This window comes from Vibrio mexicanus, from assembly GCF_001012815.1.
GTDB lineage: Bacteria > Pseudomonadota > Gammaproteobacteria > Enterobacterales > Vibrionaceae > Vibrio > Vibrio mexicanus.
In genome coordinates this window covers 1-18,492 of the sequence record NZ_JYJP01000042.1, presented here as the reverse complement: position 1 = coordinate 18,492, position 18,492 = coordinate 1, and the positions used below count along the sequence as shown (strand labels likewise).

General features: G+C 43.3%; 14 protein-coding genes and 1 pseudogene. 7 read left to right on the top strand and 8 right to left on the bottom strand.

All coding sequences use genetic code 11. From position 1 onward, the window contains the following. The 5 genes from UA76_RS23845 to UA76_RS24495 all read left to right on the top strand — a co-directional run. A partial coding sequence (locus UA76_RS23845) for an Ig-like domain-containing protein (RefSeq protein WP_202906912.1) occupies positions 1–2,458 on the top strand: 2,458 nt, incomplete at its 5' end. A gap of 185 nt (positions 2,459–2,643) precedes the next feature. Beyond that, positions 2,644–5,487, top strand: a complete 2,844-nt coding sequence (locus tag UA76_RS22380; protein WP_052771977.1) for a Calx-beta domain-containing protein — start codon at positions 2,644–2,646, stop codon at positions 5,485–5,487. A 53-nt stretch (positions 5,488–5,540) separates the two neighbouring features. After that, positions 5,541–6,551: a vWA domain-containing protein gene (locus UA76_RS22375; protein WP_052771976.1), complete on the top strand. Its 1,011-nt coding sequence runs from the start codon at positions 5,541–5,543 to the stop codon at positions 6,549–6,551. Further along, the gene (locus tag UA76_RS07200) at positions 6,545–7,825 is read left to right on the top strand and encodes a calcium-binding protein (RefSeq protein ID WP_047044408.1); all 1,281 of its coding nucleotides are present in this window, start codon (positions 6,545–6,547) and stop codon (positions 7,823–7,825) included. Before UA76_RS22375 ends, UA76_RS07200 begins: the two co-directional genes overlap by 7 nt. Then, entirely contained in the window at positions 7,795–8,196 is a 402-nt protein-coding gene (locus tag UA76_RS24495) for a type I secretion C-terminal target domain-containing protein (protein WP_084705485.1), read from the top strand. Before UA76_RS07200 ends, UA76_RS24495 begins: the two co-directional genes overlap by 31 nt. A gap of 75 nt (positions 8,197–8,271) precedes the next feature. Here the strand turns inward: UA76_RS24495 and UA76_RS07190 are convergent, their stop codons facing one another. Beyond that, the gene (locus tag UA76_RS07190) at positions 8,272–9,465 is read right to left on the bottom strand and encodes a class I SAM-dependent methyltransferase (protein WP_047044402.1); all 1,194 of its coding nucleotides are present in this window, start codon (positions 9,463–9,465) and stop codon (positions 8,272–8,274) included. Between the two features lie 110 nt (positions 9,466–9,575). Continuing rightward, complete coding sequence (locus UA76_RS07185; protein WP_047044399.1) at positions 9,576–10,979, bottom strand: methyl-accepting chemotaxis protein; 1,404 nt, start codon at positions 10,977–10,979, stop codon at positions 9,576–9,578. A 90-nt stretch (positions 10,980–11,069) separates the two neighbouring features. On the opposite strand from UA76_RS07185, the gene yccX reads away from it, so the two are divergent. After that, positions 11,070–11,342, top strand: coding sequence for an acylphosphatase (gene yccX, locus UA76_RS07180; protein ID WP_047044396.1), 273 nt, complete (start codon positions 11,070–11,072; stop codon positions 11,340–11,342). A gap of 43 nt (positions 11,343–11,385) precedes the next feature. Here the strand turns inward: yccX and UA76_RS07175 are convergent, their stop codons facing one another. The 6 genes and pseudogenes from UA76_RS07175 to UA76_RS07150 form a co-directional block, all read right to left on the bottom strand. Next, positions 11,386–11,715 carry a TusE/DsrC/DsvC family sulfur relay protein gene (locus UA76_RS07175; protein WP_047044393.1) on the bottom strand — a complete coding sequence of 110 codons (330 nt, stop codon included), beginning with the start codon at positions 11,713–11,715 and terminating at the stop codon, positions 11,386–11,388. A 155-nt stretch (positions 11,716–11,870) separates the two neighbouring features. Beyond that, entirely contained in the window at positions 11,871–12,533 is a 663-nt protein-coding gene (locus UA76_RS07170) for a Bax inhibitor-1/YccA family protein (RefSeq protein WP_047044387.1), read from the bottom strand. Between the two features lie 204 nt (positions 12,534–12,737). Further along, entirely contained in the window at positions 12,738–13,517 is a 780-nt protein-coding gene (locus tag UA76_RS07165) for an amino acid ABC transporter ATP-binding protein (RefSeq protein WP_047044384.1), read from the bottom strand. Between the two features lie 22 nt (positions 13,518–13,539). Beyond that, the gene (locus UA76_RS07160) at positions 13,540–14,640 is read right to left on the bottom strand and encodes an amino acid ABC transporter permease (protein WP_047044379.1); all 1,101 of its coding nucleotides are present in this window, start codon (positions 14,638–14,640) and stop codon (positions 13,540–13,542) included. A gap of 1 nt (position 14,641) precedes the next feature. Then, a pseudogene (locus UA76_RS07155) lies at positions 14,642–15,845 on the bottom strand (amino acid ABC transporter permease). Between the two features lie 69 nt (positions 15,846–15,914). Beyond that, complete coding sequence (locus tag UA76_RS07150) at positions 15,915–16,943, bottom strand: amino acid ABC transporter substrate-binding protein (protein ID WP_047044376.1); 1,029 nt, start codon at positions 16,941–16,943, stop codon at positions 15,915–15,917. A 461-nt stretch (positions 16,944–17,404) separates the two neighbouring features. Between UA76_RS07150 and UA76_RS07145 the strand changes: the two genes are divergently transcribed. Next, positions 17,405–18,343 (top strand): precorrin-2 dehydrogenase/sirohydrochlorin ferrochelatase family protein, encoded by a 939-nt coding sequence (locus UA76_RS07145; RefSeq protein ID WP_047044373.1) that lies wholly within the window; start codon positions 17,405–17,407, stop codon positions 18,341–18,343. Positions 18,344–18,492: the final 149 nt, after the last annotated feature.

The following is an 18,492-nucleotide window of genomic DNA, read 5'->3' as shown; positions in this document are numbered from 1 at the left end:
TGGTAATCCTAATGTAGATGAAGATACAACCGCGTCATTCCAAATCTTAGGTGGTAACACAGTCGAAGAGGGTGAAGATGTCTTCTTAGGTTTTGATGTATCAATTAGTAATCAAATTGGTAAGGACGTCTTCTTCTCACTTCAAAACGATGTTGATGACTCGGCTTCCACACCTGACGCTAGTGCTGGCGAAGATTATTTTGCTGGTGAATTTTACATTTCTAATGGTCAAGGAGGGTTTAAGCTTGCAGACGTTAATGACTTGAAGATTTCTGCTGGTGACACATCTATACAGGTATTCGTTAAGATTGATAATGACGATGTATATGAGCCGAATGAGGTGGTCGCGCTTACTGCTACCACAACAAGTGAACTAGTTGTAGGTGATAAGTCCACTACTGCTACTGGTATAATTACAGATAGCACAGACAACCCACCAAAATCTGAGTCCTTCACTCATCAGGTTAGTTCTTCTGGCATGTCGCAGATTATCTTTGATACTGCTAAAGAAGCGATTGATGGCGACAACAAAGTCGCAACTGATCATATCTCTGATGCTGAAGATGATGCTGACGACTCTAAGCATCTTAAGATCATTATTACTTCTTTGCCTGACCATGGAACGCTGTACTTCTTTGAAAACAACAAATGGAATCCAGTCGAATCCAAGCATCTAAATAGTAAGCAGTTTAATGCAAATGAACTTAACTATGAGCCGGATTCGAACTCAGAAGGTTTCATTCTAGGCGTTAAAGAGGCGCAACTAAATGAAGCAGGTTCGAGCAATAAAGAGTTCTTGAACTGGGGTGATGCAGAAGGTGCTGGAAATACCCGTGTACTTGACTTAGGTGATGGACACCAAGTAACCATTACTTCTCAAGGTGGTAATCTAGTTCAATACTTGGGTGACCCAAAAGAAGACCATGTTGGTTACGGTATTGGCGTGAAGAATGATACTGGCATTGATGAGAATGAATCTATTGCCATAGACTTTGGTTTACGTCCTGCTGGTAGTGTAACGCTTGGCTTGGATGGGGTAGGCGGATGGTTTCAAGAAGGCCTGAAACCAGGGGTTAATACTGGTGATGAGACTTCTGTTGTGATCACGGTTAACTACATAGATGGTAACAAGACCGGAACGGTGACATATCAGTATCAAAAGGCCTCTAAAGGTGATGTTGATTTGTTCCATAAAATCACCATTCCAGTTACTGATGAGAACGATTCGTTTGATGGTACGCTGAGGGTAGTGGATGGCACATTACCAGACGGTGTTTCAATTACAGGTGTCGTGTTAGGCACTGAAGGTAATGGTAACTGGGAGCTTCGCTACCTTGAAACAGAAGCATCGGACAGCTTTGATTACAAAGCTGTAGACTCAGACGGCAACCTAAGCGAAGAGTCAACCGTTACCATTGAAGAAGGTAATGGCGATCTCAATGCAGTTAATGACCCAGCTCCATTCCTTGTCCAATTGGGTAGCTTCAATACTAACGGTTCATGGCAGGATGTTGATGGCGCAACACTTAGCGCCCAGTTTAAAGAGGATTCTGACCGTGGTTTTGCATATGAAGATGGTGACAAAAAAGTTGGAGTGGACGGAAAAGCAGGTGGTTACGGCAATCAAATTGAATATGACCGCAACTCAGGTGAGTCTGAACAGTTCATCATTGACTTAGACCAAGATGCAACAACCTTCACATTTGCATTCTCTAATTTATACAAGGGCGAAGGCAACGATGGCGACTTTACCGATAACCACGAACAAGGCCGTTGGATCGCATACTTGGATGGCGTAGCGGTCGCGAGTGATACTTTCATAGCGAGCGAAGGTAACAATAAAGGCGAAGTGACAGTAACGCCCAAGGTGGACGGCAACGCTGTTGTATTTGATAAAGTAGTATTCGAGGCAACAGACTACACCAACAGGCCAACCCACGACAATGATGCGTCGGATTTTTTCTTGACGGGTTTCCAAGCGTCTAGCGAAGGAGCATATGGCGTTATTCAGGGTGGCCTCTTAACAATTCCAACCTCTGAGTTAGGTTTGTCAGAGCTACTTGATAATGATAGCGACACTGACGGTGACCCGATTCGAATTACTTACGTTTACGGGGAACAATATGGTGATGCCTATGTTAAAGACGGTGTTGTTTACTTTGATCTAGATGGTAGTGATTTTGTTGGACCGACGTCTTTCGAATATCAAATTACTGATGATCGTGGCAACGTAGCAAGTGCCGTTGTAAACGTTATTGTTAGCCCTAAACCTGCTGATGTTTCTGTAGAAAGTGTTGAACTTTTAGAGAGTGAAGTACCTGAAGGTATTGATCTTGCCTATAAAGTGTCTCTGTCTGGTTCAGCCCTGAAAGAAACCGATTTGCCATTGTTGATTAGTAAACAAATCAAAGACAATCAGGATTCCGCCGACGACCAAGATGTTGATTTAGACAGCTAGTATTCACAAACGGTGTAACGCTTGTAGGCGGTGAGCTTGTTGTTCCTGTAGGGGTTAAAGATTTCACAATCCTAATCCCAACTGAGAAAGATGGCATTCACGAAGGCGAAGAGACCTACTCGATACAAGTTGGTGGTGAAATAGCAACGGGTAAGATCCAAGATATTGATGAACTAGACTTATCTGTGGTGTCGCAAGGTGACGTTTCAGAAGGTTCTGCCGCGGTATTTGAAGTATCGATTGGCAAGCCATCAGTTAAGGATGTCACGTTGTCTCTTGCAGTCAATACTGACGATGAGCTTACTGCAGAATCCGACGACTTCACTGCGCCATCATTTAATGCCTACTACGTGGTAGAGGAAAATGGTGAAGATGTTCAGAAGTCGCTCGATGTGACTATCGTGAATGGTGAACCTGTCGTTACCATTCCAGGCGGTGCTGATATCACATCTATCTTTGTGACTGTTGCGACAGCAGATGATGCAGACAACAAGGTTTATGAAGGTCCAGAGACATTTGAACTGGTTGTAAGTGAAAGTGAACACATAAATGGTACCGCTAAAGACAGCGCGACGATTTACGATGATGGCAGTGTCGATCCTGATGGCGACGGCCCACTTGTAAGCGACGATGATCGTCCGCTAGTAACCGAAGTATCGAATTTAAGTGTTTCTGAAGGTAGTGACGCAGTATTCGATGTTAAGTTGAATAACTCTAGCGAGCTTCCAACTCTAATTACGTTGTCTTTAACTGATGGCACTGCGTCAAGTGAGTCAGACTACACAGCAACAAAAGTAACCGTAACTTACGTTGTAGATGAGGTTGTAACCTCGAAAACGCTTGATGCCCTTGATGGCAAGTTCAGTTTTGAGTTGCCTGCCAACAACGCTAGTTTTAGTGTGTCAGTTGCGACGACTAGTGATAATGATGAGCCAATATATGAAGGGGACGAAACGTTTACTCTAACGGCCTCGACATCAACTCAAGTAGGCAGTGAGTCAGGTGTAGCCACCATAAAAGATGATGGCAGTATTGATCCCGACGGCGACGGCCCACTACTCGCGGACGATGACCGACCAATCGTAGACTCAATCTCACCTATTCAAATTGAAGAAGGTAGCACTGGAACCTTTACGGTGCAGTTGTCCAACTCAAGTACAACGTCTACTGTAGTGTTATTATCATTGATAGATGGCTCGGCTGTTAGTGACCCTAACGATGAAACCAAAGGCGATTATAACTCTCACAGTGTTATCGTTACATTTGGTGAAGGTGAGAGTAAAGAAACGAAAGTCGTGGACGTTGTAGATGGTAAGTTCGAAGTTGAGCTACCTGGGGATAAAGATTTGGATTCGTTTACTGTGTCTGTATCTACCAACCCTGATGAACACACTGACAACGCTGAAAACTTTATTCTAAAGGCCCAAACTGCGCATCAGAGCACAGCCGAGTTTGGAAATGCACTGATTGTAGATAACGAGGCTCCATTAGTTGATTTGAATGGTTCACAGTACCAGTTTACGTTCGTTAAAGAGAATGCTGGATATAAAAATGCCTTCGGTTATTACATTGATGATGGTACGGATGGACCACATGAGCTAACAGTAGTGCTCGGAAACTCTAAAGAACCGACTGATGGAACGATTCTTCCGCACACCCTTGCATCTTTAGACAATGTTAAGTTTGTGCTGATTCCAAATGGTGCAAGTTTAGTAGCAAAAGCGGAGAACGATTCAGAAACTCTAAGTATTACCGACAATGGAAAGCTTGTTGTTGGCAGTAATGTAACCAACAAATCGGTTTTCACAAGCGATGACGGCTTAGGTCAAATAAGTATTGATGAAGATACTGATGGAAACTTAACCCTTAGCTTTGATGACCAGCACAAGCCTGGTGATGACAACGACTATAACGATCTTGTTATTAAAGTGACCAACCTCGATAAGTCGACAGGATTTGAAGAGACCTTCACTGAAGGTGACAGCGGCGTCGGGATTGCGGATACAGACGCTGACGTCTTTGACGATAAAGATGTCGTCAAGTCGATGACAATCGAACTGACTAACAAGTTCGATGGAGATTCGTTCACAAACCTACCAACGATTGAAGGGCTAAACTACCTAATTAGTGGTGACGGTAGCACTATAACCGTTACATCAGATGATCCTAGTGGTGCTTCAGCTGCATTGTTTGAGCAGTTCTTAACTCAAGTTCAGTTTATCAATGATAGCGATACTCCGAACATTGAAGATCGTTTAATTCATGTTTCCGTCATTGATGGGGCAGATCTGCTTTCTAATACAGCTATATCGACTATCAATGTTGTTACGCTTAATGATGCCCCTAAGATTAATGATGTAGGAGTTCGAGTATCCGAAGAAGCGCTAGCTAAAGGGCTTCCAGATGATAAAGGTCTAGAGTCAGGCGACGACCAGGCGAAGCTTACTTTCTCTCAAGGTACTTTTACTTTAAGTGATGTAGATAGTGCCAATGTAGCTGTTGAGTTTACTAAGCCTACCATTGAGCTTAAGTCTGGCGGTCATGACGTTGAGTGGGAAGTGAGTGGAGATGGTAACGATACGCTGACGGGCTACATTGAGTACCTGAATGACAATAACGAGACTGTCCGTGAGGATGTCATTGTTGCAACTATTATAAATGGTAATGAGTACAAAGTTGATCTTAAAGCATCAGTAGACCACCCAAATATTAATGGTGAAGATGTTCTAAGTATTGAGTTACCGGTGGTTGCTAAAGATGGGCAAGCTAATACCCCAGCAGTAATTAAAGTAGCAATTGAAGATGATGCGCCTGAAGCCTCTTCTGTTCAAGAAACTCTTAATTCGACTCTAAAATATGGTGTAAATGTTCAGTTGATTTTGGATGTATCAGGTTCAATGGGATGGGATGCAGTTACTGGCGAAAAAGATGCGGATAAAGTTAGCCAATCTCGACTGTCTGTGATGCAGCTTGCAGCTATTCAGCTTCTTAATCAGTATGAATCACTGGGCGACACAAGGTACAACTGACCCTGTTTAATACTAGCTCAACGGACAAAGTTGATGATTCTGGTTCTGTTTGGATGAGTGTCGAAGATGCGATTGGTTTCATTAATGAGCTAAGTGCTGGAGGGTATACTGATTATGATGATGCGATCTCTCAAGCTCAGAGCTCATGGAACAGTGCGGGCAAACTACCAGAGTCTGGTAACCCGACGAATGTAACTTACTTCCTGTCTGACGGCGTACCGCAAGGTGAAGATAATGATGATGATGTCACCATCAACCAGACAGAGCAAAATGCATGGACAGCTCATCTAGATAATAAAGGAATAACGGCATTAGCGTATGGAATGGGTGAAGGAGCTGTTGCTTCACACCTAGACCAAATAGCATTTGACGGACATGGATCAGATCCTCAATTGCAAGATACAACGGCGGTGATGGTGCCAGACATTACCCAGCTACCTCCTGTACTTCTTCAATCCATCATAGAACCAGCAGTCGGAAATCTACTTGAAAATCTAGAAGGTGCCGATGGAGGACATGTTTCACAGATAACTTATGGTGATGTCACCTTTAATTTTGATGGTGAAAAAGTTACTGAGCTTAATAGTGTAGGTGGAGTGACGCATCAATTTAGTAAAGAAGGGAATATTCTAAGTATTTATATTGACTCTAAACATTCTCTAGTGGTCGATCTTGATGATGGAAGTTACAAGTTCTTCGGAGCAGCTGGACAGGATCCAATTGATGTAGATTTTGGTTACTCAATCACTGATGGTGATGGTGATAGTTCCTCAAGCACGATGGAGTTTGATATCGCCGCATTGCCAGAGCTTCCTGATGGAGGTGGCGACAATGGTGGAGGCAACAGTGACGGCTTGCCAACTGCAGACGGCTTCGCTCTGCCATCAGAGCATAGTGTTGTAAGAGTTAATTTTGCTCCACATGCCAGAGATGATGAAGATGATGCTCCTGAAGCCATTGATAAACATACCAGTGTTAGGATTGAAAGTTTACCGACCAAAGGCGACCTTTATTACAAAGATCCAGAAAATGGAACTTCGTTAAAATCACCAAAGAGATGCTAGATGAGGGCCATGTCCAATTTAGAGACGACACTGAAGTTTACTATGTGGTTGATAGAGCGCATGCGACAGCCAGCAGCAGTATTGGTAAAGCAGATGCTTCAAATATTGGTGATGATGGCGTCAACGACTTCAGCGCTAATGGTATTACGCTGTCTGGGGGGACGGTATCGAACGATGAGTTTATCAATAATGGTTTAATTAAACTCGACGTGGGTGAGCAGGGCGGATACTTCGTCGCGACTACGGATAATGGTAAAGGTAAGGAAACTCAGGTTGGCGAATATATTTCTATTAAGTCTGAACAAGGGAATATGTCTTCAATCACCATTGATTTTGACAGCTTAAATCCAAAAGTAGAAGACTTCGAGATCTTCGCGCATTTGTTCGATAATGGGCAAGCGGTAGGTAAAGTTAAACTTGACATTAGCAAGATTGAAGGCGGTCATATCATGGAAGGCTCGGCCACGATATTGTCTTCTGATTTGTCACCAGCAGTGACGTTTGATGAAGTTAAATTAGCCCTTCAATCTCCAGATAAAGGGTTTAATATTACAAGCGTGGAAGTTAAATCTGTCGGTGATGTTGCTATTAAGGATAGCTTTGATTACTGGGCTGTGGATTCAAACGACCAACCAAGCCCAACACCAGGTACCGTAACTATTGATGCATCCACTACTTTGCCAGGGGATGAAATTCTTGGTGGTGCTGGTTTGGATAACGTTGTTGTTCAAACTGACGGGGTTTGGGTATGGGATCCTGTTGCTAAAACTCATGTCATGTTAGATAAAACTATTTCATGGGCTACGTCGGCCGCTAAGCTTTTCCAAGCAGAAAGTCATGACATTTTGGGTTACGACCATATAAACGGCGCAGTTATTGATACAGGTATCGCCAATGACACCGTCGTAATGGGTAGTGGTAGCGACACAATCTACTTGGGTGAGGGTCACTCGCCAGGCATGGATAGTAACGTGGACCCAAATGCTCATGATGCGGCATTAGCTAGCTTTGCTAAGAAGTCATATGACGATGGCATGTTCGACACCAACGGGGATGAAAACTCAGGGCTGAAGGGCTTCGGCAGTTCAAACCCAGGTTTGGATATTGCTCAAGCGGGTGGTGGCAATGATGTAGTTTATGGTGAAGGTGACCAAGACATCATCTTCGGCGGTACTGGTCACGATATCTTAGATGGTGGGTCGGGTCATGATGCTCTTCGCGGTGGTCGGATAACGACACTCTCATTGGTGGAACTGGCAATGACATCCTTGTAGGTGACAGTGGCAGCGATATTCTAATTGGTGGTGAAGGCTTTGACACCTTCAAGTGGAATGAGCTTACATCCCATGAAGACCATATTGTCGACTATAACCGCGAAGAAGATAGAATTGACCTATCCGAACTCGTCACTGACTCTGGCCAAACCATGGAGCAACTGTTAGGGACTATTGATGTAAAGGTTGATGGTGATGACATTACGCTCGAACTGGAAAGTGGTCACACAAAACAAGTGATTGTAATAGAGGATGCCGTCGGTCAGTTCAATGGGCAAGGTTCTAACCAACCTAGTTATATTGACGGGAATACTGTGACTAATGAATCAGCGTTATTAAACGATCTGATATCAGTCAAGTTCCATGACTAAACAAAAAGGGCCGAAAGGCCCTTTTTTTAATGTCTATAGAACTACTAGTATTTTGTTCAGAAATTAGCTAATGAACTACAGCACCTTACAAGCAAAACCTTTTAGATAGAAGCCTTCCGGGTAAGCAGAATCAGTTAAGTGGTCAGCGGCTTGTTCGAAGCGTTCTACAAACTTCACGCTACGGTTTGCATCCAACGCTGCGTCTGCAATCACTTTTTGGAATAAATCTGAACTCATTAAGCCTGAGCAAGAGTAGGTGAGGAGAGTGCCACCTGGTTTCAAGATTTGCATAGCGAGCATATTGATATCTTTATAGCCGTTCGCACCTGAAGTTAGGTTGTTTTTGCTTGAAACAAACTTAGGTGGATCCATGATCACCACGTCAAACTTAGTGCCTTGGTCACGGTATTCACGCAGTAGTTTGAATACATCGGCGTTTAAGAACACAGCACGCTTTTTCGAGATATCGAAGTCATTAAGCTCGGCATTGTATTTTGCCGTGTCTAACGCAGGTTGAGAAACGTCCGCATTGATAACACGTTTTGCGTTACCTTTTAGTGCGTATAAACCAAAGCCACCGGTGTAAGAGAAACAGTTAAGTACTTCTTTATCTTCCATGTACTTCATCGCTTGTAGTCGACTATCGCGTTGGTCCATGTAAAAACCTGTTTTGTGGCCATTCACAATATCAACACTAATCTTCACGCCGTTCTCTTCAATAACGACAGATTCTGGTGGCATTTCACCGTGTAGCACGCCTACCGTTTCTTTCAGGCCTTCCTTCTTACGTACTGCGACGTCAGAGCGCTCGTAAACATGACAGTCTGGGAAACAATGAACTAAGGCTTTTACCAACGTATCTTTGTGGTATTCAGCACCCGCACTGAGTAGCTGGCACACAAGGTAATCTTGGTACTTATCAATGGTGATACCTGGTAGGCCATCAGACTCAGCGGCTATCAAGCGGTAACCTGTTAGGCCATCACGTTGGATGAGCTCTTCACGAAGCAGTTGGGCATCTTGAATGCGTTTGATAAAGAAGGCTTCATCGATATCACATTTGTCGAAGCTCCAAACACGTGCACGAATTTGAGAGTTTGGCGAGTAGGCGGCTTTCGCTAACCATTTGCCATCGTGGGTAAACACATCAACAGTTTCGCCAAGTTCTGGGCTACCATCGACTTTTGATATTCCACGAGAGAAAATCCAAGGGTGTTTGCGGCGCAGTGATTTCTCACGGCCTTTGACAAGATAGATACCTGCAGACATAGCGTCACTCAATAGGTTTGTTAATTTGAGCGCTATTGTCGAGCAAGCCGTTAGGAATTGCAATCAAGCACAAAAGAAAAGAGCCGCGATTGCGGCTCTTTGAGGGAGTTTTAAGCTTTTAGACCAGTAAGCATGGCTTCCATTTGGTCGCTCTGAGCTCTCAGTTGTTCAATGTTGTTATTGGTTGCACTGATTAAGCCGCAAACATTGTCCGATTGGACACGAATCTCTTCCACGCTAGCCGCTATATTATCTGCCACGACACCTTGTTCTTCAGCGGCAGTAGCTATTTGAAGGCTGCTGTCTGAGATGGATTGGTTTTTGTCTGCAAGATCTCCAATCTCTATGTCGACTTCTGACATAAGTGCCTGGCCTTCACCAGCATTGGCAACGGTTACTTCCATAATTTTAGTCAGAGACTGGCTGTTCTTTTGCAGCGATTCAATCATAGACTGAATCTCGACTGTTGCTTGTTGTGTACGTCCTGCTAGAGCGCGAACTTCGTCAGCAACAACGGCAAACCCACGGCCTTGCTCACCAGCGCGTGCGGCTTCAATGGCGGCGTTAAGCGCGAGCAGGTTGGTTTGTTCAGAGATACCGTTAATTGCGGTGATAACTTCATCAATTTGAGCAGCGTTAGAATCAAGCTCTTCTACTGCTTTTGAAGCAGACTGGATCTCTTGCGACAAAGACGATATAGAACCTAGCGTGTCACTCACTTTCGATTGGCCTGCTTGGGCTACACGCTTAGCGTCTTCCGTCTGTGTGCTTGAATCATGGGCAAGTGTGGCGACTTCACGAATGGTCGATGCCATTTGCTCGGTTGCACTGGCTAGAGAGTTTAGATGCTCTTGCTGAGTTCCGGAAACCTCTGAGCTTTTCTGCGTTGATAGGTTTAGCTCAGAGCTGATTTGCTGCATGAGTGCGATAGATTCTTGAATAGACAGAACCAGCTTTTGCTCACGGTCGGCGACTTTATCGATAGTAATTGCGATTGTGCTGAACTCATCACGAACTTCAAAGAAGTTCATTCGGCTGGTTAAGTCACCTTCGGCTAAGGTAGAAAGGGCTTTATTCATGGTGAACATAGCACCACCAATGAACGTCATAATGTAGTAAACGCCGAGAGCAATGAGTGACAATGTCACACCAATAATGGTCAGTTGTGTGCCAGAAAGAGAAGTCCAAAGATCGATGTCATGATTTGCAACAAGGCTGAATGCGCCGTTGTTCACTGATATCGCGTTCACACCAGAACCGATAGATACTGAATCAGATTGGCTAATTAAACGGGCTACTTCCTGCTGAGAGAGGTTTCCAGCTTCGATTAAGCTTTTCATTAGCATTAGCTCTTCTTGGTAAATGGAAGAGAGCATGGCATCTGCTGAGCTGTCTAATACCAGTGTAAGGATGATCAAAGCGACAACAGGTAATAGGAAAAGTAGATAGAACTTCTCCTGAATTTTTAAATGGATGAGATATTTGTCAATCCAGCGAAATGGTATTTCTTTCATAATTATAATTCCAATGAAGGCCCTCTATTATTGAGGGTATAGATAGGCACCGATAAATATATCACTCAATAGTAACGGTAGGTATCAAAAATGACTCAAATGTGTGACATGTTCACTGTCTCAGGAATTGTACAGGGAGTAGGCTTTCGCTACTTTACAGCGAGGGAAGGGATACGAATTGGCTTAAAAGGCTACGCTAAAAATTTAGCGAATGGTGATGTAGAAGTGCTTGCGGTAGGCACTAAGCAACAACTGGATGAAATCGCTAGATGGCTTGAACATGGCCCTCGAACCGCCACCGTAGAATCTGTAGATCGCCAATCTCATCCTGTTGTCGATATCGAGGGCTTTGCTACCCAGTAGCGAATGCTAGGCGAATAGCTTTAACTCGTTGTTTTTGAATGCGCTATAAGCATTTCGCTGGTTTTGGTAGACCGGCGATTTTAGTCGCTTGTTTTGCTGGGCCTTGTTTGAAAAGTTTAAACAGATATTTACTGTTTCCCTTCTCAGGTCCATGTGCTTTTTCCATCGCTTTAACAAGCATGCGAACAGCAGGAGAGGTATTAAACTCTTCATAGAATTCACGTACAAATAGTACAACCTCGATATGAGCCTCAGTTAGCTCAATACCTTCTTCATGGGCAATGATTTCCATCATGCCTTCTTCCCACTGAGTATGATCGAGCAGGTAGCCCTGAGCATCTGTTTCGATTTGCTTATCGTTATATGTGAACATCAATACAATCCTAATCTCTCAATTGCGTGTAGGTTAGCTTAGCTTCTCGAAAGGAACAATATTCCAGAGACGAAAAAGCCCGAAAGAAAATCTTTCGGGCTTTTGTTTAATCAGCTGTTTCCTAACTAGGAAGTCCCTAATTGGAAAGTGCTTAATTAGTCATCATTCATGATGCCTAGGATGCTTAGTAGGCTAATGAAGATGTTGTAGATCGATACATACAGCGTCACTGTTGCTGAAATGTAGTTTGTTTCACCACCACGAATGATGCCTTGAGTTGTCATCAAGATAGCCATAGTAGAGAACACAATGAATAAGCTGCTAAGTGCTAGGCTCATTACTGTAGATTGAATGAAGATGCTTGCAACCATGCCCACAATCAGCACAACAAATAGAGATAGCATTAAGCCACCCATCATAGATAGGTCGCGTTTTGTTGTTAGTGCGTAAGCAGAAGCTGCAATGAAAGAGAGCGCTGTACCACCTAGAGCTGTCAATACAATATCGCCCATGCCTGCGCCAACGTAAGCGTTTAGAATTGGGCCAAGCGTGTAGCCAAGGAAGCCAGTAAATACGAATGTTAGACCAAGACCTAATCCATTATTGCGGTTTTTCTCAATCATGAATAGAAGGCCATAAAAACCAACAATCATAATAAGGAAACCCGGACGAGGTAGGTTCATCGCCATTGAGAAACCTGCAACAACAGCAGACCAAAGTAGTGTCATAGAAAGTAGAGCATAGGTATTACGCAATACTTTGTTTGTTTGAATAGCACTTTCTTGAGTTGAAGTGCGGCTAAACATAGGGCTGTTCATAATCTTCCTCATAAGACTTTATGTTTATACGTACATTTATGGGGCTGAAACACAGAAAAATCAACCCAATGGGTACACTTAAATAATAATAGAAATACTGCGTTTAGTAACACACAAGTTGTAACACGATATAACAAATAAAAGAGGCGTCCAAGCGCCTCTTTTTAATAGTGTTTCACAAGTCGAGAACTTCTCGTTGATTCCTTAATGATGAAGGATCTGTGCTAAGAAGTTTTGTGTACGATCAGACTGTGGGTTTTCGAAGAAATCAACCGGGTTGTTCTCTTCAATGATTTCACCCGCATCCATGAAGATGACTCGATCCGCCACTTCCTTTGCAAAACCCATTTCGTGAGTCACACAAAGCATAGTCATACCTTCTTCGGCTAGCTCGACCATTACATCCAACACTTCACGTACCATTTCTGGGTCGAGTGCAGATGTTGGTTCATCAAACAGCATGACTTGTGGGCTCATACAAAGCGAGCGGGCAATTGCCACACGTTGCTGCTGACCACCGGAAAGTTGACCTGGAAACTTATCTGCTTGATCTGGAATTTTCACACGTTCCAGATATTTCATCGCAATAGCTTCGGCCTCCTCTTTAGGCATCTTCTTAACCCAAATAGGGGCGAGTGTGCAGTTTTCAAGAACAGTTAGGTGAGGGAATAAGTTGAAGTGTTGAAAACACATACCCACTTCACGTCGAACTGCTTCAATGTTCTTCAAATCTTCAGTCAACTCGTTTCCAGATACAATGATTTGACCTTTTTGATGCTCTTCAAGGCGGTTAATACAACGAATCATTGTTGATTTACCCGACCCAGAGGGGCCACAAATTACGATCTTCTCACCTTTACGAACGTTTAAGTTGATGTTTTTCAATACATGAAATTCACCATACCATTTGTTCATGTCTTTAATTTCAATCATTGGCTCGTTTGTCGCGCCATCTTGATTATTTACGTTTTGTTGCTGCGTCATAATACGTCCTTGATCTTAAATTTTATCGTTTGTGACCGGTATGGAGTTTGTTTTCAAGCCAGATGGAATATCTAGACATACCAAAACAAAATACCCAGAACACTAACGCGACAAATACATAGCTTTCTGTTGCAAAACCTAACCACTCAGGGTCGGTATTTGCTGCTTGGCCGATGCCGAGCACGTCAAACATACCGATGATAAGTACGAGACTGGTATCTTTAAACAATCCAATGAAGGTGTTCACGATAGAAGGAATGGTGATTTTCAGTGCCTGTGGCAAAACAATCAGTCCCATCTTCTTCCAATAGCTCAAACCAAGTGCATCAGCAGCTTCGTATTGGCCCTTTGGTATTGCTTGAAGACCACCACGCACCACCTCTGCCATGTAGGCAGAGCTGAACATGACCACACCAATCAATGCACGGATTAGTTTGTCTGTCTCTGAACCTTCTGCAAGGAATAGCGGCAGCATAACAGAAGCCATGAATAGAACGGTAATTAGTGGTACGCCACGCCAAACTTCAATATAGACCGTACAGATACTGCGAATAATTGGCATCTCGGAGCGACGGCCTAAAGCTAGCGCAACACCGATTGGCAGTGATACTACGATACCGACTAGCGCAATGATTAGGGTAACAAGTAGGCCACCCCATTTATGAGTCTCGACAACTTCTAGACCAAACACGCCACCGTATAGTAATCCGGCGATGATAAATGGGTAGATGTTAACGAAGAACAGCCAAATCCAAGTACGTTTTGGTGTTTTCTCATAAGCGAGCAGCACAGTAAATATAGCTAATGTGATGTAGAAGAGGCGAGGGCGCCACAGTTCAGCTTCTGGGTAGAAGCCATACATGAACTGTTCCCATCGAACGCTAATAAACACCCAACATGCACCGTCTTTAGTACAGTCATCTCGCGTGGTGCCAATCCAGTCTGCGTTGATAAAGGCCCAATCGACCACGTACCATGTAAGTGAAAATACAAGGTAAGCCAAGACTATTGTGACCACAGAATTTGTCGGACTGTTGAAAAGGTTTTTTCTAAGCCAGCCTACGGCACCTACTGTATTCGCAGGGGGTGGTAAATCTGGCAGAAATTCGTGTTTGTTACTCATCTTATCTCTCCACCAGCGCTACTTTGCGGTTGTATACATTCATCAGAGCAGATGTTAATAAGCTCAATGTGAGATATACGCCCATTGTCATTGCAATGATTTCAATTGCTTGACCTGTTTGGTTCAACGTTGTTCCGGCAAAAACCGACACAAGATCGGGATAACCAATTGCCATGGCAAGAGAAGAGTTTTTCGTCAGATTCAGGTATTGGCTTGTTAGCGGTGGAATAATGATTCGCAACGCTTGCGGAATAACGACCAGTTTTAGCGTGCGAGAGCGAGGTAGACCTAAACTCATCGCAGCTTCTGTTTGGCCATGACTAACCGCATTGATACCAGAGCGTACAATCTCAGCGATAAATGACGCTGTGTAGATTGAGAGTGCAAGCAAAAGAGCAGCAAGTTCAGGAATAATGCTAATACCGCCTCTGAAGTTGAAACCCTTCAAAACTGGCATTTCAGCACTAATCGGTGAGCCCATTAGGAAGTAAACAACTACAGGCAAACCGACACATAACCCTAAGGCGATGCGCCCCATTGGGTTTGTTGACCAGTCAGTTTTTGTTTGTTCTTAGCCCAAATGCCGAGCACCACAGTGGCAATGATACCGCCTAACAAAGCGATTATTACAAAGATACTGCCTTCTTCAAAAACCGGGGCAGGGAAGTACAGGCCACGGACATTCAAGAATATGGCTTCGCTAGGCTCATACTTTGCCTTGGTGACGGCAGCGCTTGAAGCACAGCGAAGTACCAAAAGAAAATTTGTAACAGTAGTGGAATGTTACGGAAAATTTCGATGTAAACTGCGGCGATACGGCTAACTAGCCAGTTGGAAGACAATCTGGCGATACCCATGATAAAGCCAAGAATAGTCGCGAGTATAATCCCAAGAAAAGACACTAATGCTGTGTTGAGTAAGCCGACATAAAATGTACGCCCATAAGAGAATGTTTCGTCATACTCAATTAGCGTTAAACCAATACCAAAGCCCGCTTCTTGACTGAGAAAGTCAAAACCCGTAGAAATCCCTCGAGATTCTAGGTTGGTTAAAGCGTTATTGACTATGGTGTAGAAGAAAAAGACCAGTGCACCAATAGCTAAAACTTGGAATACAACTGATCGAAAAGTGGGATTGTATAGAAGACTTGCGCTTTTCGGAGGGCTTCCCTCTGATCGAGACGCAACAGTATTATCAGGTTTCATACAACAGTAACCTCAAATCCATTTAGAAAAAAGGGCGGCAAAACCGCCCATTTTTAAAGTGTTGCGTTATTAACGAATTGGTGGAGCGTACATAAAGCCACCTTCATTCCACAGAGCATTAACACCACGTGAAATTTGAAGAGGAGAGCCAGTACCTACTGTACGTTCAAAACTTTCGCCGTAGTTACCGACTTGCTTGATGATCTGATAACCCCAATCATCGCGAATCCCCAAACCTTTACCTTTAGGCCCGTCTACACCCAGGATACGTTTTACGTTTGGATCGTTAGATTTCAGCATTTGATCTGCGTTTTGTGACGTGATGCCGTACTCTTCTGCATTGATCATTGCATTTAGAGTCCATTTAGCCACGTTGAACCACTTATCGTCGTCTTGACGAACTACTGGGCCTAAAGGCTCTTTAGAGATAATTTCTGGTAGAACCACCGCAGAGCTTGGGTCTTGTAGGTTCAAACGAAGTGCATACAGACCCGATTGGTCTGTTGTAAGAACGTCACAACGACCAGCATCGAAACCTTTTGAGGTTTGTGGTGCTGTATCAAATACAACTGGTTTGTATGACATACCGTTAGCTCTGAAGTAATCAGCTAGGTTAAGCTCAGTTGTGGTACCAGATTGAACACAAATAGATGCACCATCCAATTCCTTAGCGCTGGTAACACCAAGATCTTTTTTAACCATAAAACCTTGGCCATCGTAGTAGTTTACGCCAGCAAAGTTAAGGCCCAGTGCAGTATCACGGTGAAGAGTCCAAGTCGTGTTGCGAGAAAGAACATCAATCTCACCAGATTGAAGCGCGGTGAAACGTTCTTTTGCAGTTAAAGGTACGTATTTTACTTTTGTTTTGTCACCTAGAACGGCTGCTGCGAGTGCTTGACAATATTCAACATCAATTCCTTCCCACTCACCTTCAGAGTTAGGGTTAGAAAAACCAGGTAGACCTGTACTCACGCCACAAGTAAGTGAGCCTTGTTTCATTACCTTGTCTAAAGTGCTTTCTGCGGCTGAAACGTTCGTTGCCATTAGGGCAGAAGATGCAGCTACGACTGAAGCAAGAAGTGTTAGTTTGTTTGTCATTTGTATCCTTCCTGTATGATCCATGTTAAACCAGATAAACCTGATACAACGTACTCATATATGTTGTGTTTATAATCCTAGTTTGAAAAAGCATATTAATGAACGGAATGCTAAATCAACCAGTTATAAGCGTAGGAAAAGATTTGTGTTTTCTCAAATGTATAATTTAAAAAGATTTTTGATTGGAATCACAAACTCGAACGCTTGTTTTAGAATGTCTAATTGTTGCAATAATGTAAATAGTGCAAACGTGTGCATTACTGGTGCATTGGGTTTATGTATGGTTGAAATTGTCAAAATTGAATTTAGTGTCGATTATTCCGCGCTATTTTAGGTGTATTTTCTGGTGTTATTGATAAATTTGGTAATAATAACTTTTGCATGTCAATTCTACGGTAGAGCTTTGCACCAACTTTGATGGCATGGTATGAATAGTTATTAATTTTAGTTCAAGGAATGAAATGCGGTACTTTCCTCTATTTTTAGATTTAGAAAATAAGCCTGTTTTGGTTGTGGGTGGTGGTGAAGTTGCTTGTAGAAAAGTTGATTCGCTTTTAAGGGCGGGTGCTGCCGTAACTATCGTGTCCCCATCTATAGAGCCTCTTTTGCAGCAATTTGTGGATGAAGGGAAGTGTTACTGGATTCAGAATTTTTATTCGTCTGATGTGGTTGAAGATAAGTATATTCAAGTTTGGGCGACAACTGATAATCCATCGTTGAACCACCAAGTTCATAAGGATGCCAAGCAATGTGGGATCTTGGTTAATGTGGTAGATGACAAGCCATACTGTGATTTTATCACCCCTTCGATGATCAACCGTGGTCGAATTCAGATTGCAATCTCCAGTGGTGGAGCATCGCCAATCTTGGTGCGTAATATCCGCGAAAAGTTTGAGTCGATCCTTCCGCAAAACTTGTCATTACTGGCTGACTTTGGAGCATCAAAAAGAAACTCGATTAAGAAACATTTACCTAATGTTGATCTGAGACGTAAGTTTTGGGAGATGTTTCTATCTAGGCCAGAAGTGGAGAAAGCGGACTCTAGAGAGCAGCTAGAAACACTTTATCAGCAGCAACTTGATGTGCCAGTTGATGAGGTGGGTGAGTGCACGTGGATTGAGTTCGGTGAAGATGTTGAGCTGTTGTCTCTCAAATCTATGCGTTATATGCAGCAAGCCGAGTTGGTTCTTGCGCCAAAGGCGTGTCCCTTTGAGTATGTAGACTTATGTCGACGTGACGCTGAAAGAGAAATCTATAATAATCCAGCAGAGCTATCTTTACGATTACAACAGGCTAAAGAAGAGAAGCAGAGGGTTTGTGTGTTCATACCTAAAGGCTCCTCTGAGTTTAATTTGTTAATAGGCGAAGATATGTGGCTGAAATTGGCGGACCAAAACTAGGCCAAAACAAATAAAAAACCCGCTTCGAGCGGGTTTTTTTAAATTGGACTGACGAGGGGCTGTTGAGCTTTCGAGCTGATTTTTGCAGCACTTTGTGGGAATTTTTCTACAAGGCAGAGGCTTTGATGTGTAGCTGGCCTACATGAAAA

What these genes read in the sequence shown, in the direction of transcription:
- UA76_RS07165 (WP_047044384.1), bottom strand. Translation starts at nt 13,517, where the DNA reads ATGACGCAGCAACAAAACGTAAATAATCAAGATGGCGCGACAAACGAG.
- UA76_RS07145 (WP_047044373.1), top strand. Translation starts at nt 17,405, where the DNA reads ATGCGGTACTTTCCTCTATTTTTAGATTTAGAAAATAAGCCTGTTTTG.
- UA76_RS22375 (WP_052771976.1), top strand. Translation starts at nt 5,541, where the DNA reads ATGAGTGTCGAAGATGCGATTGGTTTCATTAATGAGCTAAGTGCTGGA.
- UA76_RS07190 (WP_047044402.1), bottom strand. Translation starts at nt 9,465, where the DNA reads ATGTCTGCAGGTATCTATCTTGTCAAAGGCCGTGAGAAATCACTGCGC.
- UA76_RS07150 (WP_047044376.1), bottom strand. Translation starts at nt 16,943, where the DNA reads ATGACAAACAAACTAACACTTCTTGCTTCAGTCGTAGCTGCATCTTCT.
- UA76_RS07200 (WP_047044408.1), top strand. Translation starts at nt 6,545, where the DNA reads ATGCTAGATGAGGGCCATGTCCAATTTAGAGACGACACTGAAGTTTAC.
- UA76_RS07160 (WP_047044379.1), bottom strand. Translation starts at nt 14,640, where the DNA reads ATGAGTAACAAACACGAATTTCTGCCAGATTTACCACCCCCTGCGAAT.
- UA76_RS07170 (WP_047044387.1), bottom strand. Translation starts at nt 12,533, where the DNA reads ATGAACAGCCCTATGTTTAGCCGCACTTCAACTCAAGAAAGTGCTATT.
- UA76_RS07185 (WP_047044399.1), bottom strand. Translation starts at nt 10,979, where the DNA reads ATGAAAGAAATACCATTTCGCTGGATTGACAAATATCTCATCCATTTA.
- UA76_RS07175 (WP_047044393.1), bottom strand. Translation starts at nt 11,715, where the DNA reads ATGTTCACATATAACGATAAGCAAATCGAAACAGATGCTCAGGGCTAC.
- yccX (WP_047044396.1), top strand. Translation starts at nt 11,070, where the DNA reads ATGACTCAAATGTGTGACATGTTCACTGTCTCAGGAATTGTACAGGGA.